This window comes from Pseudomonas citronellolis, from assembly GCF_900112375.1.
Taxonomy (GTDB): Bacteria; Pseudomonadota; Gammaproteobacteria; order Pseudomonadales; family Pseudomonadaceae; genus Pseudomonas; species Pseudomonas citronellolis.
This window is the reverse complement of the sequence record NZ_FOLS01000052.1, coordinates 1-13918: the sequence shown is the minus strand read 5'-3', so window position 1 is coordinate 13918 and position 13918 is coordinate 1. Positions and strand designations below refer to the sequence as shown.

At 68.4% G+C, this 13918-nt stretch carries 17 protein-coding genes; 5 read left to right on the top strand and 12 right to left on the bottom strand.

Annotation, left to right across the window (positions count from 1 at the left end; all coding sequences use genetic code 11):
- The 4 genes from flgE to flgB are packed head-to-tail and all read right to left on the bottom strand — an operon-like array spanning position 1 to position 2673.
- The gene (gene flgE / locus BM060_RS30795; RefSeq protein ID WP_074986152.1) at positions 1-1188 is read right to left on the bottom strand and encodes a flagellar hook protein FlgE; all 1188 of its coding nucleotides are present in this window, start codon (positions 1186-1188) and stop codon (positions 1-3) included.
- 20 nt (positions 1189-1208) lie between these two features.
- A complete protein-coding gene (locus tag BM060_RS30790; RefSeq protein ID WP_074986149.1) occupies positions 1209-1874 on the bottom strand; it encodes a flagellar hook capping FlgD N-terminal domain-containing protein in 666 nt (221 codons plus the stop codon).
- Positions 1871-2302 carry a flagellar basal body rod protein FlgC gene (gene flgC / locus BM060_RS30785; RefSeq protein ID WP_043271835.1) on the bottom strand — a complete coding sequence of 144 codons (432 nt, stop codon included), beginning with the start codon at positions 2300-2302 and terminating at the stop codon, positions 1871-1873. Before flgC ends, BM060_RS30790 begins: the two co-directional genes overlap by 4 nt.
- Before the next feature lie 2 nt (positions 2303-2304).
- A complete protein-coding gene (gene flgB, locus BM060_RS30780) occupies positions 2305-2673 on the bottom strand; it encodes a flagellar basal body rod protein FlgB (RefSeq protein ID WP_074986147.1) in 369 nt (122 codons plus the stop codon).
- A gap of 264 nt (positions 2674-2937) precedes the next feature.
- Here flgB and flgA point away from each other — a divergent pair, with 264 nt between their 5' ends.
- The 4 genes from flgA (at position 2938) to BM060_RS30760 (ending at position 6621) form a co-directional block, all read left to right on the top strand.
- Entirely contained in the window at positions 2938-3561 is a 624-nt protein-coding gene (flgA, locus tag BM060_RS30775; RefSeq protein WP_255314671.1) for a flagellar basal body P-ring formation chaperone FlgA, read from the top strand.
- Positions 3562-4202: 641 nt separating this feature from the next.
- The gene (lafA, locus tag BM060_RS30770) at positions 4203-5099 is read left to right on the top strand and encodes a lateral flagellin LafA (protein ID WP_074986145.1); all 897 of its coding nucleotides are present in this window, start codon (positions 4203-4205) and stop codon (positions 5097-5099) included.
- A 218-nt stretch (positions 5100-5317) separates the two neighbouring features.
- Positions 5318-6163 carry a winged helix-turn-helix domain-containing protein gene (locus tag BM060_RS30765; protein WP_074986144.1) on the top strand — a complete coding sequence of 282 codons (846 nt, stop codon included), beginning with the start codon at positions 5318-5320 and terminating at the stop codon, positions 6161-6163.
- Entirely contained in the window at positions 6160-6621 is a 462-nt protein-coding gene (locus tag BM060_RS30760) for a hypothetical protein (RefSeq protein WP_074986142.1), read from the top strand. The genes BM060_RS30765 and BM060_RS30760 overlap by 4 nt, the downstream gene beginning before the upstream one ends.
- On the opposite strand, the gene BM060_RS30755 is transcribed toward BM060_RS30760, so the two are convergent.
- The 8 genes from BM060_RS30755 to fliD are packed head-to-tail and all read right to left on the bottom strand — an operon-like array spanning position 6622 to position 12825.
- Positions 6622-7566 (bottom strand): OmpA family protein, encoded by a 945-nt coding sequence (locus BM060_RS30755; protein ID WP_074986141.1) that lies wholly within the window; start codon positions 7564-7566, stop codon positions 6622-6624.
- The gene (gene motA / locus BM060_RS30750) at positions 7563-8435 is read right to left on the bottom strand and encodes a flagellar motor stator protein MotA (protein WP_043271839.1); all 873 of its coding nucleotides are present in this window, start codon (positions 8433-8435) and stop codon (positions 7563-7565) included. The genes BM060_RS30755 and motA overlap by 4 nt, the downstream gene beginning before the upstream one ends.
- A 3-nt stretch (positions 8436-8438) precedes the next feature.
- Positions 8439-9170 carry a FliA/WhiG family RNA polymerase sigma factor gene (locus tag BM060_RS30745; protein WP_009622762.1) on the bottom strand — a complete coding sequence of 244 codons (732 nt, stop codon included), beginning with the start codon at positions 9168-9170 and terminating at the stop codon, positions 8439-8441.
- A gap of 10 nt (positions 9171-9180) precedes the next feature.
- Positions 9181-9666, bottom strand: coding sequence for a flagellar basal body-associated FliL family protein (locus BM060_RS30740; RefSeq protein ID WP_074986138.1), 486 nt, complete (start codon positions 9664-9666; stop codon positions 9181-9183).
- 40 nt (positions 9667-9706) lie between these two features.
- Complete coding sequence (locus tag BM060_RS30735; RefSeq protein WP_074986136.1) at positions 9707-10816, bottom strand: flagellar hook-length control protein FliK; 1110 nt, start codon at positions 10814-10816, stop codon at positions 9707-9709.
- 2 nt (positions 10817-10818) lie between these two features.
- Entirely contained in the window at positions 10819-11142 is a 324-nt protein-coding gene (locus tag BM060_RS30730; protein WP_074986134.1) for a hypothetical protein, read from the bottom strand.
- The gene (gene fliS / locus BM060_RS30725; RefSeq protein ID WP_009622771.1) at positions 11126-11521 is read right to left on the bottom strand and encodes a flagellar export chaperone FliS; all 396 of its coding nucleotides are present in this window, start codon (positions 11519-11521) and stop codon (positions 11126-11128) included. Before fliS ends, BM060_RS30730 begins: the two co-directional genes overlap by 17 nt.
- A complete protein-coding gene (gene fliD, locus BM060_RS30720; RefSeq protein WP_074986131.1) occupies positions 11518-12825 on the bottom strand; it encodes a flagellar filament capping protein FliD in 1308 nt (435 codons plus the stop codon). The genes fliS and fliD overlap by 4 nt, the downstream gene beginning before the upstream one ends.
- A gap of 350 nt (positions 12826-13175) precedes the next feature.
- Here fliD and tssI point away from each other — a divergent pair.
- A partial coding sequence (tssI, locus tag BM060_RS30715) for a type VI secretion system tip protein TssI/VgrG (RefSeq protein WP_143096614.1) occupies positions 13176-13918 on the top strand: 743 nt, incomplete at its 3' end.

Sequence of the window (13918 nt, the reverse complement as noted above, 5' to 3'; positions counted from 1 at the left end):
TCAGACGGCGCCGAACAGCGCTTGGGTGAGTTCCTTGTCGGTGGTCAGCACCTTGGTGTTGGCCTGGTAGTTGCGCTGGCCTTCCATCAGGCTCACCAGTTGCGCGGTGAGGTCGACGTTGGAGCCTTCCAGCGCGCCGGCCACCAGGTCGCCGAACTGGCCGCCGCCGGGGGCGCCCACCAGCGGGCCGCCGGAGGCCGAGGTCTCGGTCCAGGCGGTGCCGCTGACCGCGCGCAGGCCCTCGGGGTTGACGAAGCTGGCCAGCACCACCTGGCCCTGCAGCAGGCGCTGGCCGTTGCTGTAGTTGACGTAGACCATGCCGTCCTCGTCGACGGTCAGGCCGGTCTTGTCGCCGGAGGCATAGCCGGACGCCTTGTTGGTGGTGACGGCGAAGTCGGAGCCGTACTGGGTGGTGCCGGTGTAGTCGACGTTGATCGCCAGGGCGTTCACGCCGCCAGCCAGGCCGCCGACGTTGAGGGTGAAGGGCGCGCTGGGCGAGGTCAGCATGCCGGCGCTGTCGAAGCCCAGCGCCTGGGTGCCCACGGCGTTGCCGTCGGCGTAGTAGTGGCTGGTCCAGGCGTTGTCGGCGGTCTTCACGAAGTACTGCGTCAGGGTGTGTTCCTTGCCCTGGGAGTCGTAGACCTTGGTGGTGTAGGTGGAGTTGTAGGTGGAGGCGTCGGCCGGGTCGAAGGCCAGGGCCGGCACTTCGCCGTCGGCGTCGAGGTTGGCGACGAAGTCCAGGCTGTCGGTGGCCTTGGCCGGCAGGCTGGCGGTCTTCACCTGCAGGTCGCCGAGCACGCCGGCCTGCAGGTTGCCGGCGGCGTCCACCGAGTAGCCCTGCAGGCGCTGGCCGGAGGCGTTGACCATGTAGTTGGCGTTGTCGGTGTTGAACACCCCGGCGCGGGTGTACTGGGTCTCGCCGGTGGCGCTCTTGACCATGAAGAAGCCGGCGCCGGAGATGGCCAGGTCGAGGTTGCGGCTGGTGTTGGTGAGGCTGCCGCCGAGGCTGATGCTCTGGGTGCTGCCCAGCACTTCCACGCCCATCGCCTGGCTGTCGGCGTAGACGCTGCCGAACTCGGTGCGCGAGGACTTGAAGCCGACGGTGCCGACGTTGGCGATGTTGTTGCTGACGGTGTCCAACTGCTCGCTGACGGCGTTCAGCCCGGTCAGGGAAATATTGAAGCTCATCGGGGTTCTCCTGGGCGGGATCAGGCAGCCGCGCTGCCGAATTCGACGATGTTGTAGAAGGGCACGGAACCGGCGCCCTCGACTTCCAGTACCGGGCCGCTTTCGCTGACGCGCACGTGGCTGACCTTGCCGCCGACCTCGACCTTGGGCTTCTCGCCGCTGCTGGTCTCGACCTCGACGCTGTACTTGCCCGGCGCCAGGCCGAGCTTCTGCGGGTCGACGCTGAAGGCCACGCTGCCGGCCTCCTGCGGGCCGAGGGCGACCTTGGTGACCTCGCCGGTGGCGGCGCTGGTCAGCTTCAGGGTGGTGCTGGTGGAGGCATGCTCCAGCTGCACCTGGCCGTCGACCACGGCGTCGTCCAGCTGCAGGCTGTCCACCGAGACCATCACCTTCTGCCCCACCAGGCCGGCGGCGGTGAGGTTCTGCAGGTTGTCGGCGAGCACCAGGCTGTTCTTCTGGATGGTGTTTAGGTTCTCCAGGCTCTGCACCTGGGACAGCTGCGAGTACTGGTTGACGAACTGGGTGCTGTCCACCGGGTCGGTCGGGTCCTGGTACTGGATCTGCGCGACCATCAGGGTGATGAAGTTGTTCTGCAGCTGCGACACGTCGGTCAGGTTGACGCCGACGTTGTCGCTGCCAGTGCTGCTGCCGCTGGCGGAGTTGGTGCCGTTGACGCTGCTGGTCATGACTGTTCTCCCAGCTTCAGCAGGCCCTGCTGCATGCTGCGTACGCGGTTGAGGACGTCGACGCTGGTCTCGAAGCTGCGGGTGGCCGACATCATGTCGGTCATTTCCTCGATCTCGTTGACGTCCGGGTAGTAGACGTAGCCGTCGCGGTTGGCCAGCGGGTTGTTCGGCTCGTAGCGGCGTTGCGGCGCGGTGCCGGAAGTGACCACGTCCAGCACCTGCACACGGGCGCCGCCCATGCCGGCGTCGCGCACCAGTTCGTCGTTGCCGTAGACGGCGGCGAACATCGGCTTGCGCGCCTTGTACGCGGCATCGGCGCTGGAGGCGGCGGAGTCGGCGTTGGCCAGGTTGCTGGCCACGGTGTTCAGGCGCACGGTCTGCGCGGTCATCGCGGAACCGGCGATGCGGTAGATGGAGTCCAGTGCCATGCTCAACGTCCTTCGATGGCCTGCTTGAGGCCGCGGAACTTCATGCCGAGGAAGGTCAGGCTGGTCTGGAAGCCCATGGCGTTGCGGGCGAACTCCGACTGCTCCACGCCCTGCTCGACGGTGTTGCCGTCTTCCGACGGCTGGTTGGGGATGCGGTACTTCAGCTGCGCGTCGTCGTCGGCGAAGGCCAGGCCGGCGTCCTCGGCCTGCGGGTCGAGGCGGCGCATCTCGCCGGCGAAGTCGATATCGCGGGCGAGGAAGCCCGGGGTGTCCTGGTTCGCCAGGTTGGCGGCGAGGATCTCGCTGCGCTGGGCGCGCACCTGCAGCGCACGCACGTGCACGGCGAGGGATTCTTCTACCCGTATGCTCATCGGTGGCTGTCTCCGGCCTGACTCTTGCTGGCGTCCCCTTCAGCAGGAACCGTGCCTAACTTGAGAACAGCGAGCAAAGCCTTGATTTCACTGACCTCCAGCCCACACCGCCAGCCCCCGGCCGCCCCCCGGCTTCCGCTTTCGCGTCGCCTGGAGGGCCGGGGCGGAAAAAGCCTTTCCGCCCTCTTCCTGGTCCTCGCCGCCAGCCTGGCCGGTCCCGCCTGCGAGGCAGCCGGCGAAGCCCGCGCGCAGGTCGAACAGGCGGTGAACGCGCAACTGGACGCCCAACTGCGCGAAGAAGCCCGGCGCAACGGCTGGCAGGGCCTGCGCAGCCAGTTCAGCCACGAACTGCTCGGCAGCCTGCCGCCGGCGCCCTGCAGCCAGCCACTGCAACTGCAAAGGCGCAGCGACGAACCCTCGGCCCTGGCCCGCCAGCGCTACGAAGTGCGCTGCGCGGATGGCGCCGGCTGGGCGGTGACGGTCAGCAGCCAGGCCGACGCCTTCCTGCCGGTGCTGGTGGCCGCCGCCATCATCGACCGCGGCCAGGTCCTGGGCGCGGGTGACCTGAAGCTGCAAGCGCAGAACATAGCCCGCGCCCACCACGGCTTCTTCACCCGCCCCGAACAGGTCATCGGCCAGGGCGCCCGCCGCCGCCTGCGCGCCGGCCAGTTGCTCACCCCGCAGGTGCTCAGCAGCGCGCAACTGGTCAAGCGCGGCCAGCAGGTCCGCATCAACGCCAGCCGCGACGGCATCCAGGCCAGCACCCCGGGCCAGGCCCTGGCCAACGGGCAGCAGGGCGAAGTGATCAAGGTGCGCAACCTGAGCAGCGAGAAGGTGATCCAGGCACGGGTGGTCGAGGCGGGGGTGGTCAGCAGCACCTTCGAATGAACGAGCCCGTAGGAGCGGGCCCTGCCCGCGACTCGCGCGCAAGGCGCGCTCCTACAGGGGAATGACGCGGGTGGGGCAGCGTAGGAGCGGATCTCATCCGCGAATCGCGCCGATACCCCCGGCTATCGCGGACAAGGTCCGCTCCTACGTCCGTGCGTCCCCGGCGCTGCTGGAGCAGTTGCCTTGTCGATCGCGCCGAGGTGCTGGCCCTGCCCGCGATTCGCGCGCAGGGCGCGCTCCTACAGGGGGAATGGCGCGGGTGGAGCAGCGTAGGAGCGGATCTTATCCGCGAATCGCGCCGGAACCGCCGGCTATCGCGGACAAGGTCCGCTCCTACGTCCGTGCATCCCTGGCGCGGCTGGAGCAGTTGCCTTGTCGATCGCGCCGAGGTGCTCTTCGTAGGAGCGAGCTTGCTCGCGAACAGGTTCCGCTGCCGGGCTCATTCGCGAGCAAGCTCGCTCCTACGAAAAGCCGTGCTTCCCTGGAATTGTAGGAGCGGGCCCTGCCCGCGATGCCCTCTTCCCGCCTCCCGCAAGAATTTCTCGAATCGGCCCTTAAGCCCTTTTCCACCCCGGTCGCCCTACCCCTTCAGCAGGCGATCAAAGCCGGCTTTACACAAGCCCAATCCGAGGATTCATTCCATGGCTCTGTCGATCCATACCAACTATTCCGCCCTGACCACCCAGACCAACCTGAACAAGACCAACGCCAAGCTGGCCACCAACCAGCAGCGCCTGGGCACCGGTTACCGCGTGAACAGCGCCGCCGACGACGCCGCCGGCCTGCAGATCGCCACCCGCCTGGACGCCCAGTCCCGCGGCATGGCCGTGGCCACCCGCAACGTCAACGACTCCGTGTCCCTGCTGCAGACCGCCGAAGGCGCCTTCAGCGAAATGACCGACATCGTCCAGCGCATGAAGGACCTGGCCACCCAGTCCTCCAACGGCACCAACAGCTCCAAGGACCAGGACTCCATGCAGTCCGAGTACGACGAGCTGGGCAAAGAGCTGGCCAACATCATGAAGAACACCAGCTACGCCGGCGACAAGCTGTTCAGCGACGGCACCGAAGTCAACGGCAGCAACGGCAAGTTCTCCGCCTCCATCAGCTTCCAGATCGGCGCCAGCAGCGCCGAGACCCTGGCGGTCGACGCTTCCACCAACCTGACCGACGTCGCCACCAAGCTCAGCGACATCTCCTCGGTCTACGCCGCCAGCGGCGCAGCCACCGCCGCCAGCGGCAGCGAACTGAGCGCGGCCAACGCCAACGGCATGATCGACAAGCTGAGCACCGCCCTGGACAGCATCGGCACCCTGCGCGCCCAGTTCGGCGCCAACATCAACCGCCTGAACCACACCGCCAACAACCTGGCCAACATGAAGGACAACACCGACGTGGCCAAGGGCACCATCATGGACGCCGACTTCGCCTCCGAATCGGCCGCCATGACCAAGAACAGCATGCTGATGCAGTCCGGCATCTCCATGCTCAAGCAGGCCGGCCAGATGCCGGGCATGGTCATGTCCCTGCTGGGCTGATCCGCCCCGCGCAACTGACCGAAAGCAAACGCCCCGACCCGTTCGGGGCGTTTGCCGTTGGGGCCGGGGAATCCGGCGACGCGAGTGGAATTAGCAATCTGTCAAGCAAGAAAGGTATAGAAATGGGACTTGTCTCTACATTTTATTGACGCCAGAATGTCGTCCCTCTTCATCAGAACCGATACGAATTCGTACAGGGACAGGCCGCCAGACGCTTCATGGACATGATTCAGATCACGCCCGTCGCCGACGCCCGCCCCCTTCCCGCCCGCCTCATCCGTACCGGCCTGGCCGACGGTTGCCTCGCCCACTTCCAGCCCGAGCTGTACCAGTTGGTGCTGCAGCGCGAGGGCTTCGAGGAAAAGGTCGAGCTGGGCTTCTCCGGCAGCCGCCTGCTCGAACGCCTGCTGCGCGAACCCGGCGAGGTGGTGGCGCGCGACGAATTGCTGGCCCACGCCTGGAGCGACCGGGTGGTCGGCCAGGGCAGCCTCAACCAGCAGATCTACACGCTGCGGCAGATACTCGGCGACGAGAAGCGCCGCGAGATCATCCAGACCCTGCCGCGCCGCGGCTACATGCTCAACCCGCGCTTCGCCGTGCGCGCACCGGTCGAAGCCGAGGACGCGCCCCTCCCCGATCAGGAACCAGCCCCGGCCGCCATGCCCGCCACCCCTCCGCTGCGACCGGCCCGCCGTTGGCGCAGGCCCGAGCAGCTGGCCGTGGCGGCGCCGCTGCTGCTGGCCGGGCTGGCCCTGGCCGCCACGCTGCACTATGCCCTGCAGCGAACCCAGGACCTGCGCGCGGACCTGGACATCGGCAACAAGCATTTCACCTATTTCGATGCGCGCGCCCAGGGCCTGGCCCAGCTGCGCGAACGCACCGGCGCTCTGAGCGCGCGCCTGGCCGCGCTGAGCGAGCAGCCCGCGCAGTTCACCCTATCGCGCCATGCCGGCTTCTACGAAGTGGCCTGCAGCAGCGCCCAGGCCTCCACCCGCCTGCTGCTGATCCACCAGGACCAGCTCGCCCGCCTGGGCGACGAGCAACTGCGGAGCTGCCTGCCATGAAGCGTCTGCACCTGCTCGCCGGCAGCGCAATGCTGAGCCTGGGCCTGCTCACCGGGATGACCGCCACCTGGCTCAACTACCGCTCCGCCAGCGAGTTCGACGGCCGCTACCGCAGCAGCGGCCAGCTGATCCTCGCCGACGGCCGCGTCCTGCGCCTGGAGCACAGCCTGCTGCTGCGCGACGGTCGCTTCTACGCCGTGACGCGCCAGGGCGATACCGTGCAGAAGACCTCCGGCAGCGTCGAATCGGGCTTCCTCGATCACCTGCGCCTGCGCGTGGAAAAGAGCGAGCTGGCCGAACTGCAGCAGGCCGCGCAACTGGACAACGAGCTGCTGTTCAACCTGCTCTACGGCAGCGACAACGACAGCGTGCTCAACCTGCAGCCCCACGGCGACTGCCTGTTAGCCGAGGAAACCCGCCAGCTTTACTGTGCCGAGCACTTCGCCGGCGAGCCCTGATCAAGGCTTGGCCGCAGAGGCCCCCTGCCCGCCACTGAACTTCGCCCCCTCGGAACCGACCTGCACACGCGCCTGTTCATCGCTGAACAACTGGCGGTACAGCTGCTCGGCGCTGTCGGTCAGCAACAACAGTTCGATGCGACGGTTGGCGCCGTTCTGCGGGTCCTCCGGCAGCAGCGGCATGCCGTCGGCCTGGGCGGTCACCTGGAGCACGTTGTTCGCCGGCAGGCCGGCGTCCACCAGCACGTTGCGCGCCTGCAGGGCGCGGTCGCCGGAGAGATTCCAGTTGTTGTAGCCGTTGGCCCCGCGGTAGGGCACGGCATCGGTGTGGCCGCTGAGGATCAGGCGGTTGTCGACCTTCGCCAGCACGCCGCCCAGGGCCGCCAGCAGCGTGCGGAAATGCGGATCGAGGATGGCGCTGCCGCGGGGGAACATGAAGCGCTTGGGGTCGTCCTTGATCAGCACGCGCAGGCCCTGGGGCACCACCTTGACCTCGATGTTGGCCAGCGCGTCGGTCTGCGCGGAAACCGCGCGGATCAGCGCCGCCAGTTCCTGCAGGTCGACGCTGGAATCGTAGTGGCGCGGCTCGCTGCCCTCGCCCGGCTGGCTGCCGTCGACGCTGGCGCGGGTGCCCTCGGGCGTGCGCGGCGGGTTCTGCGGCTGCACCGGCATGGGCAGGCCGTCCAGTTCCACCGGCGTGCGGCTGGAGCCGTCGAACACCCCGGCGCCGCCGTCCACCAGCGGGTTGCTCTGCAGGTCGCCCACCGCCGGATTCTGCACCACGCTGCGCGGCTGCACGATCCACAGCACCATGAACAGCGCCATCATCGCCAGGGTGAAGTCGGCGAAGGCCACCTTCCAGGCGGAGCTGTGCTCCTCGGCGTGGCCCTTCTTGCTGCGCCGCTTGATGATGACTTCGTGGGGCTGCTCGCCACGCTTCCTCATGCCGCTTCCCTTTCATCCTCGTACTGGTTGACCCAGGTCTCGAGCTGGCGGAAGGCCGGCTTGACGTCCTGCTCGATCAGCTTGCGCCCGGCGTCCACCGCCAACAGCGTGGGCTTGCCGGCGACGTGGGCGACCAGGGTGGTGCGTACGCATTCCAGGGCCGACAGCTCGGTCTTCACCCGCTGGGCCATGGCGTTGGACAGCGGGTCGAGCAGGCAGTAGCAGAAGAAGATGCCGAGGAAGGTGCCCACCAGCGCCGCGGCCACGTGGGCGCCCACCTCGCCGATGGTGCCGCCGATGCTGCCCATGGTGATGATGATGCCCATGATCGCCGCCAGGATGCCGAAGCCGGGCATGGCCTCGCCGACCTTGTGCAGCGACTTCGACGGCTGCAGCAGGGCGTGCTCCATGGCGTCCAGCTCCTGTTCGAGGAAGCCTTCCAGCTCGTGGGCGCTGATCTTGCCCATGGCCATCAGGCGGAAGTTGTCGGCGATGAAGGCCATCAGGTTCCTTTCCTGGAGGATCAGCGGGTAGCGGGCGAACAGCTCGCTCTGCTCCGGCTCCTCGATGTGCTCGTCGAGCACCTTCAGGCCGCCCACCTCGACCATCTCCAGCAGCTGGTAGAGCAGCATCAGCAACTGGCGCTGGAACTCCTCGCCACGGCGCTTGTAGACGAACACGCCCTTGACCTGGGAAAGCATCTCCAGCAGCACTTCGCGCGGGTTGGCCACCACCAGGCTACCCAGGCCGGCGCCGAGGATGATGACCACCTCGGCCGGCTGCCAGAGCACGCGCATATCGCCGTGGGCCATGGCGTAGCCGCCCAGGACGCAGGCGACGATGATCAGCGCGCCTATGACTTTCTGCATGATTCAGCTTCTCTCGCTCAGGTAGCGGCAGGCCTTGTTCAGCGCCTGCTTGCTCAGTTGACAGACCCGGGCGTCGCTCACGTCGAGCACCAGGGCGATTTCCTTCAGGCTCAGCTCGTGCTGGTAGTACAGCGTCAGCACCAGGCGCTCGCGCTCGTTGAGCTGCGCCAGGGCCTGGGCCAGCATGCGCTCGCGCAGCACCCGCGCCTCCAGCGCCGACTCGCCGTCCACCAGGTTCTCCAGGCCCTCGCCGAGCAGCGCGTCGAGGCTCTCGATGGCCTCGCAGGCCTCGGCCTGCAGGTAGTCCTGGTAGGCGCGCTCGTCGAGCCCGGTGTGGGCGAGGATTTCCTTGTCCGTGGGCACCCGCCCCAGGCGCCGGGCCAGCTCGCGGATGCCGTCGCGCACCTTGTGCGCCTGCAGCCGCACCTGGCGCGGGCGCCAGTCCTGGCGGCGCAGCTCGTCGAGGATGGCGCCGCGGATGCGCAGCACGGCGAAGCCGGCGAACTGCTCGTCGGGCGTGCCGTAGCGGCGCAGGCTTTCCAGCAGGCCCATCAGGCCGATCTGCTCCATGTCCTCGCGGTCCAGCACCTGGTTGGCCTGCAGCGACAGCTGGCTGACCACCCGCCGCACCAGCGGCAGGTAGCGCATCAGCCATTGCTGCTCGGCGCCCGGGGCGAAGGCCGGGTGGCCCGCCTCGGCGGGGTTGCGGTAGTCGAGGGCGCAGTGGGCGTTCATGGGCGGGCCCCTATTGCACGATCAGCTTGCTGACCAGCACGTGCTGGAAGGGCGCGGCCACCTTGCGCGTGGAGAAGTCGGCCAGCAGCACCTGCTCCAGCTCGCCCTGCAGCGCCGGGATGCTCTTGCCGCGCAGTTGCTCGTAGGTCAGCGCGGAGAGGTGCGCCACCGCCGAGTTGCGCACCACGGGGTCGATCTGCTGCAGCTTCTTCTGCTCGGTGCCCAGCTCGGCCTGCAGCACCAGGTCGAGCACGAAGTAGTGCTCGCGGCCATCGCTGCCCGGCAGGCTGACGATGATCTTGTTGACCGGGAAGAACTCGTACTCGCCCGGCGCTTCCTCTTCCTGCGCCGCGTCCTGCCCGGCGCCGGCCGCCTCGCCGGCCTTGGCCTGGGCGGCCAGCAGCGGGCGCGCCAGGTACCAGGTGCCGGCCACGCCGCCGGCGGCGATCAGCAGATTCAGAACAGTGAACAACAACATGATGCGGCGCATCGTCATGACGGTTTCCCGATCCTCGGTTTGCATTGATTGCCCGGCGCTAGACGGTGACCAGCACGTCGCCCGGGCGGCGTGCCTCGTCCGGCGCCGCTTCGGGTTCCAGAACTGCCGCACGGCTCGGCGCATCGTCCAGCCAGGGCGCCGGGCGGCCCTGCTGGGCCTGCTGCTGTTGCGCCTGCTGCTGGCCGGCGCGGCCGTCGGAGACCTGCACCTCCACCGGCTGCTGGCTGGCCCCGGCGATGTCCTGGCGCAGGCGCTCGGCGCCCTGTTGCAGCAGGCGCGCTACGTCGCCCTGGGCGGCGTGGATCTGTACCGTCAGGCCGGCGTTGTCCCGGCTCAGGTAGATTTCCAGGCGCCCCAGCTCCGGCGGGTCCAGGCGGATGGCGGCGCTCTGCTGGTTGTGCCGCAGCTGCAGTTCGACGTTGTCGCGCAGGGCGTTGAGCAGCTGCTCGCCCCAGCGCTCGGCCGGCGCCTGCAGGTTCAGCTGGCGCTCGGGCATGTGGCTGGCCGGCAGCGGCTGGGCATCGCTCGCCACGGCCGGGGCGTTGGCTTGCACCGGCGCAGCGCTCGGCTGCGCCTGGCCGGCGAGCTTGTCGAGCTGGCTGCGCAGCAGTTCGCCGCCGGCGCTTTCGGTCTTCGTCTGCGGCGCTTCATCGGCCTTGGCCGGCAGGGCCAGGCTCGGCAGCGGTTGGCCCTGGGCTGGCGTCGGCGCAGCCTCGACCATGCCCTGGGGCAATTGCGGCAGCGGCAGGTTGGCGGGCAAGCCACGGGATAGCGGGGCGCTCGCGGCATCGCCGGCCTGGCCGGCATCGCGGGCCTGCAGCGTCACCTCGCGCTGGCCGAGCATGCTGGCCAGCCACTGTTCGGCGCCCGGCAAGGCGCCCAGGCTCGGGTCGGGCTGCGGCTGCGCGTCCTGCGACGGGGTCGGGTCGGCGGGGGTCGATGGCGTTTCCGCCGGCGCCTCGGCCGCTTCTGCGCCCTTGGCCAATTGCGCGGCGAAGGCCGGCAGCACCTCGCCCGCCGCCTCCGAGCCCCCCCTGGCGGCGGCACCTTCGGCCATCTGCCCGGCGCCCATGGCGGGCACGGCCGGCAGGGGCGTGTCCTTGCCCGGCGCGGCGTCCGCGGCCAGGCGGCTGTTCAGCTGCAACACTGTCATCTCCCGGCCAGCAGGCGGTCTATCTGCATGTAGGCGGAGCGCCCTTCGGCATACTCCAGGTGGCTCGCCAGCAACTGGCGCAGGCGCTCCACCTCCTGTGCGCAGGCGTGCCGCGCCTGGTCGTGCAGCTGCTGCAAGCGGCGCTTGGCCTCCATGCCGGCGGCGTCCAGCGCGGGGCCGGCGGCCAGGCGTTCGAGCAGCGCGCGGATGGCGCCGTCCACCTCGCCCAGGTTCGCCCACTCGCCGCGCGCCAGCACCTCGCCCAGGCGCGCGTGGAGACTCCGCAGCGCGTGCACGCGCGGGTCAGCCACGGGCGGCATGGACACCGGCCCAGCCTTCGCGCAGGGTGCCGAGCAGGCCGGCCACCTCGTCCAGGCCCTCCAGCGACAGGTTCACGCTGACGTCCGAGAGGCGGTAGATGCAGTAGTCGTAGAGCCGCGCCAGGTCCTGCACCACCTGCCCGCCGGCCTCGTAGTCGAGGGCGCTGGACAAGCCGTTGAGGATGTTCATGCACTTGTCCAAGGAGCGGCCCTTGTGCTGAAAGCGCTTGGCCTCGATATGCCCGCGGGCGCGGGCCAGTTCGTCGAGCAAGCCGTCGAACAGCACCAGCACCAGCTCGTAGGGCGACGCCGCGGCGGCGCGCGCCTCCAGGTCCGTGGTGCGGTAGCTGTCGTAGCCTTCGTTCATCGAATAGGTCATGTGAACATGCTGGAGGTCTGGTCCATGGAATTCATGACTTGCATGAGGTTGGTGTACTGCTTGAGGTAGCGCGCGTACGAGTTGTTGTAGCGCGTCTGCAGGTCGTCGAACTGGTCGTCGATGTCGGCCAGCTTGTCGTTCAGGCTGTTCACCCGCGAGGTCAGCAGGCCGCTGGTGGAGCTGGTGTAGCTCTTGAGCGCGCTGCTCAGGCTGTCGATCAGGTTGCCCTTGTCGCTGAACAGCTGCTCGAAGCCGTCGGCGTTCTGCGCCAGGGCCTTCTCCAGCTTGCTGCTGTCGAGGGTCAGCTTGCCGCTGCTGTCGGCGCTGACGCCGTAGCCGATCAGGTTGACGCCGCCGAAGCTGGTGCGGATCAGGCCGTTGACCGCCGACTTGATCGCCTGCACCGCCGAGTCCCCGGCCAGCGCGCCGCGGGTTGTGCTGCCGCTGCCGCTGGCGGTCAGCGTGCCGATGCTGCTCATCAGGGTGTTGTAGGCATCCAGGAAGCCCTGCAGCTTCTTGGTGGTGGCGTCCTTGTCGCGGCCGATGTCGAGGCTCAGCGGCGCCTCGGCCGGGTCGCTGACCTTGGTGAAGGTCAGGCTCACACCGTCGATGGCCTTGTCGAAGGTGTTGCTGGCGTTGCGCAGCTCGATGCCGCCCTGCCCACCCAGGTAGACGATGGCGTCCTGGGCGCTGGAAAGCTGCTTGCGGGCATCGATGGAGCCCTGCATCGCGGCATTGCTGCTGGACAGGCTGATGGCCTGGTCCTCGCCGCTCTCGTCACTGGTCAGCACCAGGTTCACCGCGCCGTCGCTGCGCACCAGGGTGGCCTTGACCCCGGTGTTGTCGGAAGCGCCGTTGATGGCCGAGGCCAGGGCGCTGAGGCTGGTGATGCCGCTCATGTCGATCTTGAAGCTGTCGCTGCCCTGGCCGATGGTCAGGTCGCCGCTGCCCAGGTCGCCGTCGCTCAGGCCCTGCAGGGCCACCTGGTCCTTGGCCGCCAGCTGCTTGACGAAGAACTGGTAGCTGCCGGAAACCGCGGTGGAACCGACGCTGGCGGTGGCATAGCCCTCGGCGCTGAAGGTGGCGCTGTTGACCAGCATGTTGCTGGCGCTGCTGGAACTGCTCTTGAGCCCGCTCACCGCCGAGGAGAAGGTGCTCAGCGCCGACTTCAGCTGGGTGACCGCGGACAGCTCGCTGTTGTAGCTGGTCTTGTTGCGGTTCAGCCGCGTCTGCGACGCCTGGATGTCGTACTGGGCCAGCTGGGTCGCCATCTGCTGGACGTAATCGGAATCTATGGTTGCCATGGTCGGGTACCCCTTTGCGAGCCTGGGAGCAATATCGGTGCCAACGCCTGGAAGGCCCGTATTCCGGGCATTGCGGGCAAGGGCGAGGTGAAAGGACGCTTCCGCACGGAGGAACCGGAAGCCGGGCCGGAAATGTCGTTTCCGCCTGGCTGTGCGGGAGGTGCTCTTCCTCCAAGGCGACCGGATACAGGCATGGGTTAAGCCCACCGATACGCGGGCCGGGCTGACCGGCAACGGCTTGGCATCTGCAGATGCCTTCACCTGCGTCCGCCAACACTCTCGGAAACGGCCGACATCCAGCTCCCGCCTTCGCCCCCTTAATGACGGGCTCCGCACCAGGGAGCCCAAGCATGTTCAACCCGGCCAACCAGACCCACTTCAGCCTGACCTTCGACGGCCTGGAGCACGACTTCCAGGTCCTGCGCTTCCACGGTCGCGAAGCCATCAGCCAGCCCTACCGCTTCGAACTGGAACTGGTCAGCGAACGCCCCGGCCTCGACCTGGAAACACTGCTGCACAAGCCCGCGTTCCTCGCCTTCAGCCCCAGCGGGCCGGGCGTCCACGGGCTGATCCAGCAGGCTGGGCAAGGCGACGCCGGCCAGCGCCTGACCCGCTACCGGGTGGTCCTGGCGCCGCAGCTGGCCTACCTCGCACTGCGCAGCAACCAGCGCATCTTCCAGCAGCTGACGGTGCCGCAGATCATCGCCCGGGTGCTGGAGGAGCACGGCATCCTCGCCGACGCCTACCGCTTCCAGCTCGGCCCCACCGTCTACCCGCCGCGCGACTACTGCACCCAGTACGACGAGAGCGACCTGCACTTCGTCCAGCGCCTGTGCGAAGAGGAAGGCCTCCACTACCACTTCGAGCACAGCCCCGACGGACACCTGCTGGTGTTCGGCGACGACCAGACCGCCTTCCCGCGCCTGGGCCAACCCACGCCCTACATCGCCGACACCGGCCTGGTGGCCGACGAGCCGGTGATCAAGGGCTTCGTCCTGCGCCTGGAAGGCCGCACCAGCCGCGTGACCCGCCGCGACTACGACGTCCAGAAGCCGCGCCTGCGCATGGAAGCGGCCTACCGGCCACAGCAGAA

What these genes read in the sequence shown, in the direction of transcription:
- flgE (WP_074986152.1), bottom strand. Translation starts at nt 1,188, where the DNA reads ATGAGCTTCAATATTTCCCTGACCGGGCTGAACGCCGTCAGCGAGCAG.
- BM060_RS30790 (WP_074986149.1), bottom strand. Translation starts at nt 1,874, where the DNA reads ATGACCAGCAGCGTCAACGGCACCAACTCCGCCAGCGGCAGCAGCACT.
- flgC (WP_043271835.1), bottom strand. Translation starts at nt 2,302, where the DNA reads ATGGCACTGGACTCCATCTACCGCATCGCCGGTTCCGCGATGACCGCG.
- flgB (WP_074986147.1), bottom strand. Translation starts at nt 2,673, where the DNA reads ATGAGCATACGGGTAGAAGAATCCCTCGCCGTGCACGTGCGTGCGCTG.
- lafA (WP_074986145.1), top strand. Translation starts at nt 4,203, where the DNA reads ATGGCTCTGTCGATCCATACCAACTATTCCGCCCTGACCACCCAGACC.
- BM060_RS30765 (WP_074986144.1), top strand. Translation starts at nt 5,318, where the DNA reads ATGGACATGATTCAGATCACGCCCGTCGCCGACGCCCGCCCCCTTCCC.
- BM060_RS30760 (WP_074986142.1), top strand. Translation starts at nt 6,160, where the DNA reads ATGAAGCGTCTGCACCTGCTCGCCGGCAGCGCAATGCTGAGCCTGGGC.
- BM060_RS30755 (WP_074986141.1), bottom strand. Translation starts at nt 7,566, where the DNA reads ATGAGGAAGCGTGGCGAGCAGCCCCACGAAGTCATCATCAAGCGGCGC.
- motA (WP_043271839.1), bottom strand. Translation starts at nt 8,435, where the DNA reads ATGCAGAAAGTCATAGGCGCGCTGATCATCGTCGCCTGCGTCCTGGGC.
- BM060_RS30745 (WP_009622762.1), bottom strand. Translation starts at nt 9,170, where the DNA reads ATGAACGCCCACTGCGCCCTCGACTACCGCAACCCCGCCGAGGCGGGC.
- BM060_RS30740 (WP_074986138.1), bottom strand. Translation starts at nt 9,666, where the DNA reads ATGACGATGCGCCGCATCATGTTGTTGTTCACTGTTCTGAATCTGCTG.
- BM060_RS30730 (WP_074986134.1), bottom strand. Translation starts at nt 11,142, where the DNA reads ATGCCGCCCGTGGCTGACCCGCGCGTGCACGCGCTGCGGAGTCTCCAC.
- fliS (WP_009622771.1), bottom strand. Translation starts at nt 11,521, where the DNA reads ATGACCTATTCGATGAACGAAGGCTACGACAGCTACCGCACCACGGAC.
- fliD (WP_074986131.1), bottom strand. Translation starts at nt 12,825, where the DNA reads ATGGCAACCATAGATTCCGATTACGTCCAGCAGATGGCGACCCAGCTG.